The following is a 17,127-nucleotide window of genomic DNA, read 5'->3' on the forward strand; positions in this document are numbered from 1 at the left end:
CCGTAACGTCGTCCGCATGTTCCCCCGCCCCCATCCGGACGACCGCCCGAGCGAACGCCTGGCCGCCCTGGCCGAGAAGGTGCGAGCCGACCCGACCCTGGTCTTCGCGCGATCAGAGGACTCGGACGAACACGGACCACCCCGCCGCCGCTTCCGCCTGCCCCGGCTTCCGCGCCGAGGCCTGCTGGCGCTCGGCATCGCCGTCGCGTGCACGGTGATCGGCCTTGGCAGCTGGTGGCAGAGTCCCGCCGCCGAACCCGCCGTGGACCTCGCTCTGGTGAGCACCTCGGCCCCGGCTCCCGAACTGGTCGTGGACGTCGTCGGCGAGGTCGCGACCCCAGGCCTGGTGACGGTGACGTCCGGCGCCCGCGTGGCCGACGCGCTGCGCCTGGCCGGTGGCGTGAAGCCCAACACCGACCTGCACAACCTGAACCTCGCCCGCAAAGTCGCCGACGGCGAACAGATAGCCGTGGGCATCCCACCTCCGGCCGCCGCCGGCGCCATTCCGTCCAAACTGGACCTGAACTCCGCTACGGCCTCCGAGTTGGACGGCCTGCCCGGCGTAGGCCCGGTGACCGCACAGCGGATCGTCGACCACCGCACCCGCAAAGGTCCGTTCGCCTCAGTCGACCAACTCCGCGAGGTGGAAGGGATCGGCGACTCCAAACTGGCCAAGCTGGCCGACCTGGTGCGCACATGACCTTCGTCACCACCGCCCTGGCCCTCTACCACCGCGCGAAAGCCCAGTACCGCGTCCTGACCCACCCGGCGGCCGTCCTCGCCGCCGACCACAACCACCACCCACGTCCCCTGCAGGTGGTCTTCCCCGTCCACCGCACCCAGGGCCCTCGGCGCCGTCCGCGTCCACGCCTGCTGACCACGGCCATCCGCCGCCTGCTGGCCGAACGCGCACCAGCGCCACCCAGCCCCGCGCCACCGGTGGCGAAGAAGCCGTCCTGCCGTCTGTGCGCGGCAGTTGTTCATCCCTCACCGCAGTCAACGTCCAGTCGTGGAGGAACCCGTGCGGTCAGTCCGCATCACCCGTGAAGCACACCGGCCTCGCGTCGACATCGCCCGGCACGACCCCGCGGCCCGGCTGCCACTCGTCCGTCCAGAGCCGACCGCCCTGCGGCACCTCGCCACGAGTTCCAGGCTGCCCCGCCCTCGCCAGGGCAGCCCCACCCGTGACCCGCGGCCTCCCACCGATCAGGGGAGGTCCCGGTGGTCCGCAAACGCCCGCTGACCCAGGACTTCCGTCTCGTCCCGGCCGCCGCCGCGGTCTGGACGACCGCTGTCGCCGGTCTCTTCCTGAGTTGGCAGGCAGCAGTCCTCACCGGTGTGGCGGCGGGAGCCGTCGGCCTCGCGGCCTGGCGAAGAGCGTGGTGGGCCAGAACCTGCGCGATAGCCCTCCTGATCTCCGGCCCGGTGGCGGCCGCCTGGGTGGGCGGCAACGTCCTGAGAGCCGAGACCCACCCTCTTCGCCTGGCCGCCGACGAAGGCAGGACCACCACCCTGACCGTCGAACTCACCGCCAGGCCCAAGGGCATCCGGGCCGCGGGCTTCGGCGGCCACCAAGCAGGCGTCGACACCGTCGTGATCACCGCCAAGGTGAACGGTGCCCAGGTGGTGCTGCTGGCGCCGGCGGACAAGTGGCGAAACCTGCTGCCAGGCCAGGAGGTCACGGTGAAAGGCGCGCTCGCTCCTCCCCGAGGCGGCGACCTGGCGTCGGCGTTGCTGAGGGTCCGCGGCCCGCCGATCGACCCTCAGCCACCCCCGGCCTGGCAGAGCTGGGCGGACGAGCTTCGCGACGGCCTGACGAAAGCCAGTGCGGTGCTCGACGACGAGGAGGCCGGGCTGTTGCCGGCACTCGTGGTGGGCGACACCGAACAAATGGTGCCGCGCATCGTCGACGAGTTCCGGACAGCGGGTCTGGCTCACCTGCTCGCGGTGAGCGGCGCGAACCTCGCCATCGTGTGCGGGGCGGTCTACCTGCTGCTGCGGCGGCTCGGGCCTCGTCAGGCGGCCATCGCGGCGATGGTGGCGCTGGTCGGGTTCGTGGTCCTGGCCGGACCGGAGCCGAGTGTCCTGAGGGCCGCGGTCATGGGGGCCGTCGCGCTGCTGGCATTGGTGCTGGGCCGTGAACGGTCCGCAGTGCCGAGCCTTGCGACCGCCGTGCTCGTACTGGTCCTGATCGACCCGGCACTGGGTGGCGATCCGGGATTCGCGTTGTCGGTGGTGGCGACGGCGGCGTTGGTGCTCGTCGCGCCGAGGTGGGCGCGGGCGCTCAAGCAACGCGGCGTGCCTAGCGGGGTGGCCGAGGCGATCGTGGTGCCGACGGCCGCGAGTCTGGCCACGGCTCCGGTGGTGGCGGGACTGTCCGGGCAGGTGAGCCTGGTGTCGGTGGTCGCCAACCTGGTGGCCGCGCCGGTGGTCGCGCCGGCGACGGTGCTGGGGGTGCTCGCGGCGGTGGTCGCGCCGTGGTGGCCCAGCGCGGCCGAGGTGCTCACCCACGTCGCGGGGCCCGCGATCACCTGGTTGATCCAGGTGGGGCGGCAGGCGGCGGCCGTGCCCGGTGCGGCGGTCGGCTGGCCTGCCGGCTGGGTCGGGGCGATCGCGTTGACCGCGGTGGTGGCACTGACGGTGTTGTTGCTGCGGCTCAAGAAGACACGGACGTTGGTCGTCGCGGTGCTCGTCGGCGGGTTCGTGGTGCTGGTGCCGCTCAAGATCGCGGCGCCGGCCTGGCCTCCGGACGGCTGGCAGGTCGTCAGTTGTGACGTGGGTCAGGGCGATGCGCTGGTCCTCGCGACAGGCGAAGCCGACAGTGCGGTCGTGGTCGACACCGGGCCTGATCCCGGTGCGGTCGACCGGTGCTTGAAGACGTTGGGAATCAAGAGGATTCCGCTGGTGGTGCTGACGCATCTGCACGCGGATCACGTCGGCGGCCTCGCGGCGGTGCTCACCGGGCGTGCGGTGGGTGCGGTGGCGACCGGCCCGCTCAAGGAACCCGCGTGGGCGTGGAGGGAGGTGAACGAGCAGGCGCGCAGGAACGGCGTGCGCGTCACGGAACCGAAGGCAGGCGAGCGGTTCGCCTTGCCAGGACTGGAGTTGGAGGTGCTGGGCCCGCGACGGCCGCCGGCTCCGGGAGCCGAGAACACGACGATCAACGACTACTCGCTCGTGCTCAGGGCGTACACGAGAGCGGGCCGGGTGCTGCTCACCGGTGACGTCGAACTGGCCGGCCAGTCGGCGTTGCTGGGGGAGCGGGACCTGGCGGCCGAGGTGCTCAAGGTGCCGCACCACGGCTCGCGGTACTCGCTGCCCGCGTTTCTCAAGGCCGTGCGGCCGAGAGTGGCGCTGGTGAGCGTGGGCAAGGGCAACAAGTACGGGCACCCGAGCGCGCACGTGATCGACATGTTGCGGGCGGGAGGTGCGCTGGTGTTGCGCACGGACCTGGACGGAGACCTGGCGGTGTTGCCGGGCAACCGAATCGTACGAAGGAGAAGAGATGGACGACGTCTGGATCAGGCTGTTCAACGCGCGCTACCCGATTCCCGGTGGTACGCCAGGACTCGCGTGGGCGCTGTGGCAGATGAACTACTCGGCCACACCGTGGCCGCACGACGAGCTCAAACCCGATTTCGGTTACTACATCTGCGAAACGCTCGAAGACGGCACCCGCGCCCTCACCTACAGGGCGACGGTGACGCACGTGCTGCCACCGACCAAGGCCACGACGCCGGAGGAGGCTTTCGCACTCGTCTCTGAGTACGTGTTCGACGACGACCTGCGGATCGCGCCGCACGTCTGGAACGACTACCACTACAACATGCTCAAGGCGGAAGCCCCGTGGCCGCAACGGATCGTGGGGTGGCGCGCGAACGTGGAGCCGGTCGGGCCGCACGTGCTGGAGGGCCTGCAACGCTTCCCGCGCACCGGCTGGCTCAAGACGGACGCGATCTCGTTGTCCACCAAGGAGATCGCGTCCGCCGGAACGAGGTGACTAGTGGCGTGTCACGCGACGTTGGCGAGGTAATTCACGCTCAGCAGGACGCCTCGCGGCACCGCCCCCACTCCCACAGCCAACCAGGATGAGGAAGCGGGGGCGGCACCACGATGCGCCCGTCTGAGCGCGAATTCCCCCGGCAACGTCGCGAGCCACACCACTAGCCCAGCGCCTTGATGACGGCCTCGGCCGACGGCGGGACCGTCGCGCGCGGGCCGATCGTGTCGCCGAGCGCGTCGAGGGTCTTGAGGCCGTCGCCGGTGATCAGCAGCACGGTCTCGCCGTCCGGGTCGAGCTGGCCCGACTCGATCAGCTTCTTCGCCGTCGCCACGGTCACGCCGCCGGCGGTCTCGGCGAAGATGCCCTCGGTGCGGGCGAGGAGCTTGATGCCCTCGACGACCTCTTCGTCGGTCACGTCCTCGATGGCGCCGTTGGTGCGGCGGACCGCGTCGAGCACGTAGGGGCCGTCGGCCGGGGCGCCGATCGCCAGCGAGCGGGCGATGGTGTCCGGGCGGACCGGGCGGATGACGTCGTGGCCCGCCTTGAACGCGGCGGAGATCGGGGAGCAGCCGGTGGCCTGCGCGCCGAACACCTTGTACGGGGTGGCCTCGACCAGGTCGAGCTGGCCGAGCTCGCGGAACGCCTTGTCGACCTTGGTGAGCTGCGAGCCGGACGCGATCGGCACCACGATCTGGTCGGGCAGGCGCCAGCCGAGCTGCTCGGCGACCTCGTAGCCGAGCGTCTTCGAGCCCTCCGCGTAGTACGGGCGGACGTTGACGTTCACGAACGCCCAGTCCTCGTTCTCCGCGGCGAGTTCCTGGGCGAGGCGGTTCACGTCGTCGTAGTTGCCGTCGACGGCGATCAGGGCGCCTTCGTAGACGGCGCTCATCAGGATCTTGGCGCGCTCGAGATTGGAGGGCACGAGAACGACGGACTGCCAGCCCGCGCGGGCTGCGGCCGCGGCGACGGCGTTCGCCAGGTTGCCGGTGGACGGGCAGGCCAGCACCTTGAAGCCGAGCTCGCGGGCCGCGGCGAGCGCGACGCCGACCACGCGGTCCTTGAAGGAGTGGGTGGGGTTGCCGGTGTCGTCCTTCACCCAGAGCTTGCGGACGCCCAGGGCCTTGGCGAGGTTGTGGGCCTCGACCAGGCGGGTGCCGCCGGGGTCGGTGTTCGGGTGCTGTTCCACAGTGGACGGAACAGGGAGAAGGCCGCGGTAGCGCCAGATCGACCTGGGGCCGGCCTCGATGTCCTCGCGCCGGATCTTCCCGAAGTCGTAGGCCACTTCCAGCGGCCCGAAACACTCCAGACAGGCGTACTCAGGAGCGAGAGGAGTTTCATTCCCACATTCCCGGCACAGCAGTGCACGGGCGGGGCCGAGGTCGAACTTGGTGCTCGTGGGCACAGTGACAGCAGTCATCGCGAGGTATCTCCTCATCTTTCCCGCGAAATCGAACGGGTCGGAATTGGCACCGTGATCGTCTGCGCATAGCTCTGCACATAGCGCTGACGCCGGTTGCCGGGGCTTCTTCGGGCCGTTCCCTCTGCCCCTCTGGATGAGCGGTGTTCAGTTGTGGCCACCAAGCTACGGCAACCGTCCGTTTCTCAGCCACCAACGTCCACGATCCGGGACGTGGGAGGATGCGGAGCGTGAGCGCACCGGAGTCACTGCACCTCGTCGTCGGCGAGGAGGAGTTGCTGGTCGAGCGTGCTGTTCGAGCGGCTCTCGACGCGGCACGAAAGGCCGATCCGACCGCCGACCTGACCCGCGTGCAGGTGACTGATCTCACCCCTCCGGAGCTGGCCGAACTGGTGAGCCCGTCGCTGTTCGCGGAGGGCCGCGTGATCGTCCTGGAGAACGCGCAGGACATCGGCAAGGAGGTCGCTGAAACGGTGCTCTCCTACGTCAGGGCGCCCGCGGACGGGGTCACGCTCGTCGTGGCGCACAAGGGCGGCGGCCGCAGCAAGGCGGCCAAGGACCTGCCCGGACAACTGAAGAAGGCCGGTGCCGCGGTCACCGAGTGCGCCAAGGTCACCAAGTCGGGTGATCGCGAGGCGTTCGTGCGCAATGAGGTGCGGCAGGCGGGCGGCAAGATCGACGCCGAGGCCGTCGCCACGCTCATCGACGCCGTGGGCACGAACCTGCGCGAGCTCGCCGCCGCGGCGTCGCAGCTCGTGTCGGACACCGACGGCAAGGTGACGGTCGACGAGATCCGCCGCTATCACCAGGGCAAGGCCGAGGTGACCGGGTTCGCGGTCGCCGAGAAGGCCGTGACCGGGGATCGCGCCGGCGCCATGGAGGCGTTGCGCTGGGCCATGCAGCTGGGCGTGCCGCACGTGCTGGTCGCGGACGCGCTGGCGGACGCGGTGCGCACGGTCGCGCGGGTGTCCGCGGTGGGCCGGGCCGACCCGTTCAGCCTGGCCGGCCCGCTGGGCATGCCGCCGTGGAAGATCAAGAAGGCGCAGGCCCAGGCCCGCGGCTGGGACCAGTCCGGTCTCGCCGACGCGATGCAGGTCGTCGCGGGGCTGAACGCGGACGTGAAGGGCGTGGCGGCCGACGGTGGCTACGCACTGGAGCGCGCGGTGCTCAAGATCGTCGCCGCGCACGGCCGTCGCTAGGCGGACTCAGCGCCGCGGGATCCCGATCAGGTACTGGGCTCCCGTGAAGCCGGGCACGACGCCGATCGTCCAGCTGAACGTCTCGGTGCCGGCCAGTCCGTCGACCATCCGACGCAGTTCCGCGCGCCCGTACATGCGCAGGAACGACACGACGCTGTCGAAAAACATCATGAACGGCAGCACCGGCACGACGTACGTCAGCGCCAGCCGCAACAGATACCGCGGCAGGGGATTGCGCTGGAATGGCGCCGACAGCAACACGGCCAGCGTGGTGAAGAACGGGAACAGCAAGACGTAGAGCCACGACCGTTTGGTGTCCACGATGACCATCGGCTGTCGGGTGTCGACGGCGTTCTGCAACATCCGTCGGGCGAGCGGCGGTGGGAAGTGGTGAAAGGCGCCGTAGATCGTCCGCGTGCCTTCGACCGTGCAGTTCGTGGCGTCGACAGACGACGTCACGTAGTCCACGGAACAGCAGTCGGAGGGCAGCGCTCGCCGATTCGCGGCCTGCACGCGCTGGAACGCGCGCACGTTCGGAACCAGGTCCGTCAGCGTCACGCGCGTGTGGATGCCGTCGCGGTGCAGCCGTCGCTGGATCAACGGCACCGGCCCGCCGGAGCCCGCACAAAGGTCGACGATCCGGTGGTCGGCACCCTCACGCAACGCCAGAGCCAGCGGTTGCGAGTACTCCCGCGCAGCGTCCGTCAGCCGGTAGATGAACGCGATGGACTCGGTGTGCAGGGTCCGCAACACGGCCGGCGTGCGGTCGAGGTCGTGCAGCTCGACGAAGTCAATGCGCGGAAGCGATTCCATGACTCCTATGCCTACTGGCCAACCGGACCGGCAGTCCATCCGCCGGAGTGGGCACGCCCTGGCGGTTCCACGGCACCTCGTAGCCGGGCTCGACCGACCACTCGCTGCGCTGCAACAGCTGTCGCATGACCTCGTTCACCACGGCGGTGGAGAAATGCATGCCGATGCAGTGGTGGACACCGCCGCCGAACGGCACCCAGGCGTACCGGTGCACCTTGTCCTCGGCGCGGTCGGGGGCGAACCGCAGCGGGTCGAACGTCGACGGCCGGGACCACAGCTCGGGCATGTAGTGGTTGAACTGCAGCATGGGCATCACGTACGTGCCGACGTCGAGCGGATGTCCCAGCACCTTGGTCGGTTTCACCACGCGGCGGGCCAGCTGCGGCAAGGGCGGCATGAGGCGCAGCGACTCCTTGCGCACCAGGTCCAGGGCGGTGCTGTCCTCACGGCACCGCTGCTGCCATTCCGGGTGCTTGGCCAGGTGGTAGACGATCGAGGTCAGTGCGCTCGCCGACGTGTCCCGGGCGGCCAGCAACAAGAGGATCATGTGGTTCACGACGTCGGTGGCGGTGAACTGCTCGCCGTCGTCGGTCACCGCCGCGCAGAGCATGCTGAGCAGGTTGTCGGCCGGCCCGTCCGACGCACGCCGTTCCGCGACCCACGCACCGAAGATCTCCACCAGGCGGCGGCGAGCGGCGATGCCACGGGACCAGGCCAGGCCGGGAACGGGCACCCGCAGCGGTGAGTACGACGCCCGCAGGCACGTCTCGAACATCCGGTGCACCTCGTCGGCCGCGTTCCCGAGACCGGAGCCGGTGAGTACCTCGGAGGTCAGGTTGAAGATCATCGACTGGATCGCGGGGGAGATCGCGAACGTCCCGCCGGTGGGCCAGGAGGCCAGGTCACGGGTGATGGCCGGGGTCATCCGGTCCAGATAGGCGCTGATCCGGGCCGGCAGGAACGCGTGCTGCATGATCCGCCGGTGGTGCCGGTGCTCGTCACCGTCGAGCAGCAACAGCCCGCGGTGGAAGAACGGCCCGACGAACCTGCCCCAGCCCTGCCCGCTCGAGAACGCTTTCTCGCGGTCGAGCAGCACTTCCTCGACGGCGTCCGGCCCGAGCACCACGGCCATCCGCCGCACGGCGAACATCGGCAGCACTGACACGGGCCCGTGCCGCTCGTAACGGTCCTGGGCCCACTCGACCGGTGCGCGCAGGTACTCCAGGGTGTCGCCGAGGAAGGGCAGCTTCATGTTCGGAAGCTGTCACGCGCGGGCCCCGCACCTCCACCAGAACAGCGAAAAGGGCCCACTCAACGGAGTGGGCCCTTCTCAGCAGCTCTGAACGAGCGAATCAGCCCTCGAGGGCGTTCGCGCGCAGGGCCATCGCCGACTTCTTGTTGGCGGCCTGGTTGGCGTGGATGACGCCCTTGGTGGCGGCCTTGTCGAGCTTGCGGGACGCGACCTGCAGCAGCTCCAGGGCCTTCACCTTGTCACCGGCCTCGGCAGCCTCGCGGAACTTGCGGATGGCCGTCTTGAGGGACGACTTGACCGACTTGTTGCGAAGGCGCGCCTTCTCGTTGGTCTTGATCCGCTTGAGCTGGGACTTGATGTTCGCCATGCGACATCACCCTTCTTGTCGAAACCGGAGTTCGTGACGCGCTTGGTCGGCACCGGTCAAGGACCGGCTCTCCTCCACGGCGGAGCGCCGCGCGTTCACGACGACGAAGGATATCAGGCCAGCTCAGCGCGCCGTGAAGGCGGCCTTCTCAGCGCCCACCACGGCCTCGTAACCGCCGCGCGCGACCTCACGCCGTCCGGAGCCGTCCACGTCGCCGAGGGTCAGCGCCAGCTGTGAGAGCTTGAACGACACCTCGACCTGTTTCGACTGTCCCGCAGCGAGTTCCACGCGTGTGAAGCCCACCAGCCGTGCGTCCGGCGTGAGCACGGGGGAGGCCGGCTGACGCACGTACACCGGCACCACCACGGTGCCAGCGCGCGCACCGGTGTTCGCCACCGTGAACTTCACCACGCCGTCACGACGATCAACGGACACGGACGTCCCCGAGGTCGTGAACGACGTGTACGACAGCCCGTGCCCGAACGGGTAGAGCGGGTCGTACTTGGCGGAAGCCGACGTGTTCGCGCCCGGCAGCTGGTCGTAGGTCAGCGTCGGGTCACCCAGGGTCCGAGGCCACGACACCGACAGCTTGCCGCTCGGGTTCACCGCGCCGAACAGCACGTCCGCGATCGCCCGGCCGCCCTCGCTGCCCGGCAACCAGCCCGCGACCAGCGCGTTCGCGTCCGCCGCCGCCCCGAGCACCTGCGGACGCGCGGTCAGCAGCACCACGACCACCGGCTTGCCGGTCGCCTGCACCGCGTCGACCCACGCCTGCTGCTCAGCGGTCAGCGCCGGGTTCTCCGTGTCGGCGGGACCCTCCGCGCCGGGCTTCTCACCCAGGACGACGACGACCGCGTCCGCATCGGCTGCGTCCGCCACCGCGGCAGCAGGAGTCGCGGCGTGCACAACGGACGCACCCGGAACCGCCTCACGAACACCGGTCAGCACGGTCGCGGTCGGCGGCAGCGGCGAGTCGTCCGGCACGCCCTGCCACTCGACGGTCCAGCCACCGAGCTGGCGGCGCGCGTCGTCCGCGGTCTCGCCGGTCACGACGATCTTCTTGGCCGAGGTCGGCAACGGCAGCACGCCGTCGTTCTTCAGCAGCACGGTGCCCTCGGCGGCAGCCTTGCGCGCCAGGTCGCGGTCCGCGTTCACCACGGCGCCGTCGGCCTTCGCCGGGTCCACGTACGGCTTCTCGAACAGCCCGAGGTCGAACTTGAGCTTCAGCACCCGCCGCACGGCCTGGTCGATCCGCCCGCGCGACACGGAACCATCGCGAACGTTCGCCAGCAGCAGCGACGTGAACTCGGCCGCGTTGGACGGCTCCATCGCCATGTCCACCCCGGCGTTGACGCTCATCGCGATCGCCGTCTTGTAGTCCGGCGCGACCTTGTGCCGGTCCACCAGGTACTTCATGTCCTGCCAGTCCGAGACCGCGACGCCCTTGAAGCCCATGCGGTCACGCAGCTGCGTCTGCAGCATGTACTTCGACGCGTGCACCGGCACACCGTTGAGTGAACCGGAGTTGATCATCACAGTGCGCACACCCGCGTCGAACTGCGCCTGGAACGACGGCAGCACGACGTCCTGCAGCTGCCGGATCGGGATCTGCGCGGCGGCGCGGTCGTGCCCGTTCGCCGGTGCCGAGTACCCCGCGAAGTGCTTGGCGGTGGCGGTCAGCTGCGCGGTGTCGTCCACCTTGGACTGCTGCCCGCGCACGTTCGCCGCCGCGAGCTGCCCGGCCAGGAACGAGTCCTCGCTGTAGGTCTCGTAGTAACGGCCCCAACGCGTGTCGCGCGCGATGTCCGAGACCGGTGCGAAGTTCCAGAACACACCGGTCGCGCGCAACGCCTTCGACGCGGACACACCGATCTGCTCCTGCAGCGCGGGATTCCACGTCGCGCCGAGACCGATCTGGTGCGGGAACATCGTCGCGGAGATGACGTTGTTGTGCCCGTGCACGCCATCGGCGCCGTAGATGATCGGGATCTTCAACCTGTTGTGCTCCAACGCATAGCGCTGGATCGCGTTGTTCATCTCGGCCCACGCCCTGGGCGTGTTGTCCACCGGAGCGTCACCGCCACCGGACAGGATCGAACCCACGTGCGCGTCCGAGAGCACCGCCTTCAGGCAGGTCTCGACCAACGGCCCGTTGGCGTTGTTGCAGTCACCGCGCAGCTTCCCGACGCGGATCTGCGCCATCTGCCCGATCTTCTCCTCGACCGTCATTCTCCGCAGCAGGTCCTCGACCCGCCGCTCGGTCGACGCACGAGCGTCCAAATAGATCTCTTTGCCGGCGGCCAGACCACCGGCCGGTGTCAGCGACGCGATCACCACAGCAACGCCCAGCACGCCGAGCCCGGCGCGCCTGCGGGAAAACAAAGACAAGACTCCTCCACGTTCCCGTGCGCCCGCCGCACACGATCGCGTGCCGGAGCCGGACGGAAACACCCCCGAACGGAGGAACTCCGTGAGAGCGGTTTCATGCTGGTGAAACGCCTGTTCAGCCGCCCGCGCCGAAACACGGGATGATGGCGCGCATGACATTGCCCGCGCTTCCCGAGGAGTCCTTCCAGCGCGTGCTCTGCGTCGTCGCGCACCCCGACGACATGGAGTACGGCACGTCCGCGGCCGTCGCTCGCTGGACCGCCAACGGCATCGAGGTCGGCTACCTGCTGCTCACCCGAGGCGAGGCGGGGATGCCCAACCCGCCCGAGGAGACGGCCCGGCTGCGCACCGCCGAACAGAAGGCTGCCTGCGCGGTCGTCGGGGTCGAGCACCTGACGATCCTCGAGCACCCCGATGGCGTCCTCGTCTACGGCCTCGACCTGCGCCGGGACATCTGCCGCGAGATCCGTCGGTTCAAACCGGACGCCATCCTCGGCACCAGCTTCGAGGTCGAGGCGCCGTGGGGGTTCGACCAGGCCGACCACCGCGCGGTGGGCCTCGCGACGCTGGACGCGCTGCGGGACGCGGGCAACCGCTGGGTCTTCCCGGAACAGATCGACGACGAAGGTCTCGAACCGCACTCGCCGCGTTGGTACCTCGTCACCGCGCTGGGCCCCCGCGCGACCCATGGCGTCGACGTGACGGGTGAACCACTACAACGCGGCGTGGCCTCTCTCGAAGCACACGCCGCGTACCTGGCCGCACTGCCGGACCACCCCGCCCCGGCGGACTTCATCCCGCAGTTCGCCGCGATGGGCGGCCAGGCCATGGGCGTCGAGCACGCCGTGCTCTTCCGCGCCCATGACCTGCAGGCACCACCGGAGTTCTAGTCGGGACGCGTCACTGGGCTTCCTCGGCCTCAGGGTTCTTCGGCGGCCGGCCGCGGCGAGGCATCTTCTTCGCCTCGCCGGGCAACCGGCCAGCCTCCGCCAGCGCACGTCGCAGCAGGAACTCGATCTGCGCGTTGGTGCTGCGCAGCTCGTCGTTCGCCCACCTGCTCAACGCGTCGTGCACGGCCGGATCGAGCCTGAGCAGAACGCTTTTACGCTCAGCCATCAGGTGTAGAGCGAACCGGCGTTCACCACGGGCTGAGTGGAACGGTCACCACACAGGACGACGAGCAGGTTCGAGACCATCGCCGCCTTGCGCTCTTCGTCCAGTTCGACGACGTCCTGCTCGGCGAGCCGCTGCAGTGCGAGCTCCACCATGCCGACGGCGCCTTCCACGATCCGCGTCCGTGCCGCCACGACCGCGCTCGCCTGCTGCCGCTGCAACATGGCCTGCGCGATCTCAGGTGCGTACGCGAGGTGCGTGAGGCGCGACTCGATCACCTTCACGCCCGCGGACTGCACACGTGCGGAGATCTCGATCGCGAGTGTCTCAGTGATCTCGTCCGCGTTCTCACGCAACGACAGACCAGCTTCCTCGTGGTTGTCGTACGGGTAGCTGTTCGCGATGTGCCGCACGGCGGTTTCGGTCTGAATGCCGACGAACCGCACGAAGTCGTCCACCTCGAACCGTGCGCGCGCGGTGTCTTCCACCTGCCACACGACCACGGCGGCGATTTCGATCGGATTGCCGTCCGCGTCGTTGACCTTGAGTGTCGCCGTCTCGTGGTTGCGGATACGAGTCGAGATCTTCTCGCGTGTGGTGAACGGGTTCGCCCACCGCAGACCGTCCGTGCGCACCGTGCCTACGTAACGGCCGAGGAACTGCACTACGCGTGCCTCGCCCGGCGCGACGGTGAACAGTCCCTTCATGATCAGCGATCCCGCCAGGAGCAGCAGCACCATGACCACCACGGCCGCGGTGGACGGGTCAGCCCCCTCGGCCGCCGTGCCGACAACGCCCTCCAGCGACACCCATGCGCCCACCGCGTACACCACCAGTCCTGCGAAGAACATCGGCAGACCGGGCAGCTCCCGTGCGTGCTTCTCGCGCACGGCAGGCGCCGGCATCTGCACTGTCGTGTCGATCGTTGCGCTCATCCGAACCCCCTATCGAAGTACTATCTAAGTGATATCACTTTTCTGTGCTGATCGCCAGCTAGGCTGGATCGCATGAGGGCGAAGAAGCAGCGCGTGGCCGCGTACGGGGTCTGCATCAACGAGAACGACGAGATCCTGCTGGCCCGCTGGCTCGGCCCGAGGGGCAAGCGCTGGATCCTGCCCGGCGGCGGCATCGACCACGGCGAACACCCGTACGACGGGGTCATCCGCGAGTTCGAGGAGGAGACCGGCTTCATCATCGAGGTGGTGCGGCTGCTCGGCATCGACTCGGAGTTCCGGGAGGAGCCCGACCGCGACTACCACGCGCTCCGGATCATGTACGAGGTGCGGATCGTGGGCGGCGAGCTGCGGTACGAGGTGGGCGGCACGACCGACCTCGCCCAGTGGTTCCCTGTCACAGACATCGGACAACTGGAGCGCGTGCCTTCGCTCGATACGGCCCTTGGTTTGTACCGAACTACGCCAGCTGCCGGGATTTTGCGGTAACTTACGCTTCGCCGCCGCCGACGACCCATCAATGGAGTTGGCGAATGATCCGATCACTGACCGCAGTCGGCGCGGTCGCCCTGCTGTCGTCCTTCGTCCACGTCCCTGCCCAAGCGGCTGTCGTCGGCGTCTCGACCGTGTCCTCCCTCCAGGCCGCGATCGACTCCGCCCGGCCAGGTCAGCGCATCGTGCTCGCTGACGGCGTGCACCTGGCCGACCAACCCGTCAAGATCACCAGGTCCGACATCACCGTCGCCGCGCGGAGCGTGGGCGGCACGGTGTTCACCAGCGGTGGCCTCCAACTCGGCAACGTCCGGAACGTGACCGTCGAGGGCTTCGTCTTCGACGGCACCAGCAAGCTGGACGTGCCGGCCGAGGCGCAGGCCACCCGCATCACCCGCAACACCTACAACGGCAACAAGAGCGGCGCCTCGCTCAGCGTGAGCGCCGACGACGTCGAGGTCGACCACAACACGTTCTCGAACCGCACCAACGAGGGCGTGTACCTGCAGATCACCGGTCCCGGCAGTGAGATCGCCAAGCGGACCTGGATCCACCACAACTACTTCTACAACCACCAGTTCTCCGGCGCGAACGGCGGCGAGTCGATCCGGCTCGGCTACAGCCACAAGCAGTCCAAGTCGGCGAACGCGATCGTCGAGCACAACCTGTTCGAGAAGGCGGACGGCGACTCCGAGGCCATCTCCGTCAAGTCCTCGGACAACACCGTTCGCTACAACACGATCCGCAACAGCAAGGGCTACATCGTCCTGCGCCACGGCAACCGCACCACCGTCGAGGGCAACCTGCTGTTCAACAGCGGCATCCGCTTCCACGGCAACGACCACAAGATCTACAACAACTACGTGGAGAGCACGAAGGACCGCGCGATCGTGTTCGGCTCCGGCAGCGAGGCCGACAGCGGGCCGACCTCCAAGGAACACGACAGGCCGGACCGCGTGACCGTCGCCTTCAACACGCTGATCGGCACCGGCGCGGTCGTGGACAGCGACGGCGGCAACTTCAAGGCCAAGGACTGCGTGCTCGCGAACAACGTCATCAAGGGCTCGTCCGGTGGCGTCGTCTCCATGCACAGCGGTTCGGTGGTGAAGTACGAAGGCAACGTCATCTGGGGCGGCACCGGCGGCAACATGCCGTCGTCCGGCTACAGGTCCGTGGACCCGAAGCTCGTGAAGGACGCCAACGGCCTGTACCGGCTGTCGTCCGGTAGCCCGGCCATCGACGCGTCGGTGGGCACCTACTCCTACGTGACACGTGACTTCGACCCGCAGGCACGCTCGGGCAAGCCGGACGTCGGTGCGGACGAGTACAGCACGTCGACGACCCGCAAGCCGCTGACCAAGGCCGACGTCGGGCCTTCGGCGCCGTAGCCCCTGAGGGCAGACATCGGACCCATCACTGCAGGACGGGGCAAGCGGCCTCGGTCGAACTGCCCCGTCCGCAGCAACTCCTCAGTACTTTCGGTCCACCGCCGCAGAGGTGCCACCACAGGAGTTGGCGAATGATCCGATCACTGGCCGCAGCAGGTGCGGCCGTCCTGCTGTCGTCCTCAGTACCGACGCCCGCGGACGCCGCGGTCGTCAGCGTGCCGAACGTCGCTGCCCTGCAAGCCGCGATCAGCTCGGCCCGGTCCGGTCAGCGCATCGTGCTCGCCGACGGCGTGCACCGCGCCGACCAGCCGATCAAGATCACCAAGTCGGGGATCACCATCGCGGCCAGGCACGCCGGTCGCGTGGTGTTCAGCGCCGGGAGCTTCGAGTTCGGCGCGGTCCGCGGCGTGACCGTCGAAGGCTTCGTCTTCTCCGGCACCAGTTCCCTGTCGGTGCCGGCCGAGGCAGCGGGAAGCCGTATCACCCGCACCACGTTCAACGGCGACAAGGACGGCGCCTCTCTCACGGTGAGCGCCGACGACGTCGAGGTCGACCACAACACGTTCTCGAACCGCACCAACGAGGGCGTGTACCTGCAGATCACCGGTCCCGACGGCAAGATCGCCCAACGGACGAAGGTCCACCACAACTACTTCTACAACCACAGCTTCAGCGGCGCGAACGGCGGCGAGTCGATCCGGCTCGGCTACAGCTTCAAGCAGCAGCTGTCCGCCTACGCCGTGATCGAGAACAACCTCTTCGAGAAGGCGAACGGCGACCCCGAGGCCATCTCGGTGAAGTCCTCGGACAACACGATCCGCTTCAACACGATCCGCGACAGCAAGGGCTACATCGTCCTTCGTCACGGCAACCGCACGACCGTGGAGGGCAACCTGCTGTTCGGCAGCGGTGTCCGGTTCCACGGCAACGACCACAAGGTGTTCAACAACTACGTGGAGAACACCGGTGACCGCGCGATCGTGTTCGGAAAGGGCTCCGAGACCGACAGCGGACCGACGTCGACGTCGCACGACCGCCCCGACCGCGTGACCGTCGCGTTCAACACCCTGATCGGCACCGGCGCCGTGGTCGACAGCGACACCGGTACCTATGCGCCGAAGGACTGCGTGCTCGCGAACAACGTCATCAAGGGCTCGTCGTCGAAGTTCATCGACATGATGAGCGGCTCGACGGTCAAGTACGAGGGCAACATCGTGTGGGGCGGCGCCGCCGGCATCTCGTCCGGCTACCGCTCGGTCGACCCGAAGCTGGTGCGTGACGCGAACGGTCTGCTGCGCCTCTCGTCCGGTAGTCCCGCGATCGAGAGTTCCGCGGGCACGTACTCGTATGTGACGCGTGACTTCGACCCGCAGTCCCGCGTCGGCAAGCCCGATGTGGGGGCCGACGAGTACAGCTCTTCCGCGACCAGGAAGCCGCTGACGGCGGCGGATGTCGGGGTCTCCGCACCCTGACACGGGCATTTGTCCTGGTGGTCGCACGTTCGGCGGCCACCGGGACCCCCCGATTTGGAGATCGAAACAGGCCCGTGTAATGTTCTCCAAGTCAGAGCGACACGGGCCGGAAATCAAAACCGGAACGGGCCTGGCAAAAGCCGAAGATAAAGAGCCTCTGAGAGGCCGATTTGACACCGGCGAGGAACACCAAATAAGCTTCAGCAACACAAGCCCCGAGAGAAAGCCTCCGGAAACGGAGACTGGAACCGGTGAGCGCGTGTTCTTTGA

16 protein-coding genes and 1 riboswitch are annotated in these 17,127 nt (G+C 68.6%); of the genes, 9 read left to right on the forward strand and 7 right to left on the reverse strand.

Features of this window, described 5'->3' with window-relative positions:
* The 4 genes from B0F77_RS36190 to B0F77_RS36200 all read left to right on the forward strand — a co-directional run.
* A partial coding sequence (locus B0F77_RS36190) for a ComEA family DNA-binding protein (protein WP_425435770.1) occupies positions 1 to 700 on the forward strand: 700 nt, incomplete at its 5' end.
* Positions 697 to 1,047, forward strand: a complete 351-nt coding sequence (locus tag B0F77_RS47365; RefSeq protein WP_143467084.1) for a hypothetical protein — start codon at positions 697 to 699, stop codon at positions 1,045 to 1,047. The genes B0F77_RS36190 and B0F77_RS47365, both read left to right, overlap by 4 nt.
* A 174-nt stretch (positions 1,048 to 1,221) precedes the next feature.
* On the forward strand, positions 1,222 to 3,765 hold the full coding sequence (locus B0F77_RS36195; protein WP_245849113.1) for a DNA internalization-related competence protein ComEC/Rec2: 2,544 nt from the start codon (positions 1,222 to 1,224) through the stop codon (positions 3,763 to 3,765).
* Positions 3,710 to 4,000: a hypothetical protein gene (locus B0F77_RS36200; protein WP_143467086.1), complete on the forward strand. Its 291-nt coding sequence runs from the start codon at positions 3,710 to 3,712 to the stop codon at positions 3,998 to 4,000. The genes B0F77_RS36195 and B0F77_RS36200 overlap by 56 nt, the downstream gene beginning before the upstream one ends.
* Before the next feature lie 163 nt (positions 4,001 to 4,163).
* Here B0F77_RS36200 and thrC read toward each other — a convergent pair whose 3' ends face one another.
* Positions 4,164 to 5,420: a threonine synthase gene (gene thrC / locus B0F77_RS36205; protein WP_086667550.1), complete on the reverse strand. Its 1,257-nt coding sequence runs from the start codon at positions 5,418 to 5,420 to the stop codon at positions 4,164 to 4,166.
* Positions 5,421 to 5,431: 11 nt separating this feature from the next.
* A riboswitch (SAM riboswitch) is annotated at positions 5,432 to 5,563 on the reverse strand.
* Positions 5,564 to 5,641: 78 nt separating this feature from the next.
* Between thrC and holA the strand changes: the two genes are divergently transcribed.
* Positions 5,642 to 6,619, forward strand: coding sequence for a DNA polymerase III subunit delta (holA, locus tag B0F77_RS36210; RefSeq protein WP_086667551.1), 978 nt, complete (start codon positions 5,642 to 5,644; stop codon positions 6,617 to 6,619).
* Positions 6,620 to 6,625: 6 nt separating this feature from the next.
* On the opposite strand, the gene B0F77_RS36215 is transcribed toward holA, so the two are convergent.
* From B0F77_RS36215 to B0F77_RS36230, 4 genes are all read right to left on the reverse strand, one after another.
* Entirely contained in the window at positions 6,626 to 7,432 is an 807-nt protein-coding gene (locus B0F77_RS36215) for a class I SAM-dependent methyltransferase (RefSeq protein ID WP_086667552.1), read from the reverse strand.
* The gene (locus tag B0F77_RS36220; protein WP_086667553.1) at positions 7,410 to 8,684 is read right to left on the reverse strand and encodes a cytochrome P450; all 1,275 of its coding nucleotides are present in this window, start codon (positions 8,682 to 8,684) and stop codon (positions 7,410 to 7,412) included. The genes B0F77_RS36215 and B0F77_RS36220 overlap by 23 nt, the downstream gene beginning before the upstream one ends.
* Before the next feature lie 100 nt (positions 8,685 to 8,784).
* Positions 8,785 to 9,051: a 30S ribosomal protein S20 gene (gene rpsT / locus B0F77_RS36225; protein ID WP_086667554.1), complete on the reverse strand. Its 267-nt coding sequence runs from the start codon at positions 9,049 to 9,051 to the stop codon at positions 8,785 to 8,787.
* A 123-nt stretch (positions 9,052 to 9,174) separates the two neighbouring features.
* Positions 9,175 to 11,439, reverse strand: a complete 2,265-nt coding sequence (locus B0F77_RS36230) for a glycoside hydrolase family 3 N-terminal domain-containing protein (protein WP_158102921.1) — start codon at positions 11,437 to 11,439, stop codon at positions 9,175 to 9,177.
* A gap of 143 nt (positions 11,440 to 11,582) precedes the next feature.
* Between B0F77_RS36230 and B0F77_RS36235 the strand changes: the two genes are divergently transcribed.
* Positions 11,583 to 12,329, forward strand: coding sequence for a PIG-L deacetylase family protein (locus tag B0F77_RS36235; protein ID WP_086667556.1), 747 nt, complete (start codon positions 11,583 to 11,585; stop codon positions 12,327 to 12,329).
* 10 nt (positions 12,330 to 12,339) lie between these two features.
* On the opposite strand, the gene B0F77_RS36240 is transcribed toward B0F77_RS36235, so the two are convergent.
* Positions 12,340 to 12,555: a type II toxin-antitoxin system antitoxin gene (locus B0F77_RS36240; protein ID WP_086667557.1), complete on the reverse strand. Its 216-nt coding sequence runs from the start codon at positions 12,553 to 12,555 to the stop codon at positions 12,340 to 12,342.
* The gene (locus tag B0F77_RS36245; RefSeq protein WP_086667558.1) at positions 12,555 to 13,487 is read right to left on the reverse strand and encodes an SPFH domain-containing protein; all 933 of its coding nucleotides are present in this window, start codon (positions 13,485 to 13,487) and stop codon (positions 12,555 to 12,557) included. The genes B0F77_RS36240 and B0F77_RS36245 overlap by 1 nt, the downstream gene beginning before the upstream one ends.
* Positions 13,488 to 13,559: 72 nt before the next feature.
* Here B0F77_RS36245 and B0F77_RS36250 point away from each other — a divergent pair, with 72 nt between their 5' ends.
* The 3 genes from B0F77_RS36250 (at position 13,560) to B0F77_RS36260 (ending at position 16,857) form a co-directional block, all read left to right on the forward strand.
* A complete protein-coding gene (locus tag B0F77_RS36250) occupies positions 13,560 to 13,994 on the forward strand; it encodes an NUDIX hydrolase (RefSeq protein ID WP_086667559.1) in 435 nt (144 codons plus the stop codon).
* A 44-nt stretch (positions 13,995 to 14,038) separates the two neighbouring features.
* On the forward strand, positions 14,039 to 15,385 hold the full coding sequence (locus B0F77_RS36255) for a polysaccharide lyase 6 family protein (RefSeq protein ID WP_086667560.1): 1,347 nt from the start codon (positions 14,039 to 14,041) through the stop codon (positions 15,383 to 15,385).
* Between the two features lie 131 nt (positions 15,386 to 15,516).
* On the forward strand, positions 15,517 to 16,857 hold the full coding sequence (locus B0F77_RS36260) for a polysaccharide lyase 6 family protein (protein WP_086667561.1): 1,341 nt from the start codon (positions 15,517 to 15,519) through the stop codon (positions 16,855 to 16,857).
* Positions 16,858 to 17,127 lie beyond the last annotated feature (270 nt).

Origin of the sequence: Lentzea kentuckyensis (genome assembly GCF_002150765.1) — a bacterium.
Lineage (GTDB): Bacteria > Actinomycetota > Actinomycetes > Mycobacteriales > Pseudonocardiaceae > Lentzea > Lentzea kentuckyensis.

What these genes read in the sequence shown, in the direction of transcription:
- B0F77_RS47365 (WP_143467084.1), top strand. Translation starts at nt 697, where the DNA reads ATGACCTTCGTCACCACCGCCCTGGCCCTCTACCACCGCGCGAAAGCC.
- thrC (WP_086667550.1), bottom strand. Translation starts at nt 5,420, where the DNA reads ATGACTGCTGTCACTGTGCCCACGAGCACCAAGTTCGACCTCGGCCCC.
- holA (WP_086667551.1), top strand. Translation starts at nt 5,642, where the DNA reads ATGCGGAGCGTGAGCGCACCGGAGTCACTGCACCTCGTCGTCGGCGAG.
- B0F77_RS36215 (WP_086667552.1), bottom strand. Translation starts at nt 7,432, where the DNA reads ATGGAATCGCTTCCGCGCATTGACTTCGTCGAGCTGCACGACCTCGAC.
- B0F77_RS36220 (WP_086667553.1), bottom strand. Translation starts at nt 8,684, where the DNA reads ATGAAGCTGCCCTTCCTCGGCGACACCCTGGAGTACCTGCGCGCACCG.
- rpsT (WP_086667554.1), bottom strand. Translation starts at nt 9,051, where the DNA reads ATGGCGAACATCAAGTCCCAGCTCAAGCGGATCAAGACCAACGAGAAG.
- B0F77_RS36235 (WP_086667556.1), top strand. Translation starts at nt 11,583, where the DNA reads ATGGCGCGCATGACATTGCCCGCGCTTCCCGAGGAGTCCTTCCAGCGC.
- B0F77_RS36240 (WP_086667557.1), bottom strand. Translation starts at nt 12,555, where the DNA reads ATGGCTGAGCGTAAAAGCGTTCTGCTCAGGCTCGATCCGGCCGTGCAC.
- B0F77_RS36245 (WP_086667558.1), bottom strand. Translation starts at nt 13,487, where the DNA reads ATGAGCGCAACGATCGACACGACAGTGCAGATGCCGGCGCCTGCCGTG.
- B0F77_RS36250 (WP_086667559.1), top strand. Translation starts at nt 13,560, where the DNA reads ATGAGGGCGAAGAAGCAGCGCGTGGCCGCGTACGGGGTCTGCATCAAC.
- B0F77_RS36255 (WP_086667560.1), top strand. Translation starts at nt 14,039, where the DNA reads ATGATCCGATCACTGACCGCAGTCGGCGCGGTCGCCCTGCTGTCGTCC.
- B0F77_RS36260 (WP_086667561.1), top strand. Translation starts at nt 15,517, where the DNA reads ATGATCCGATCACTGGCCGCAGCAGGTGCGGCCGTCCTGCTGTCGTCC.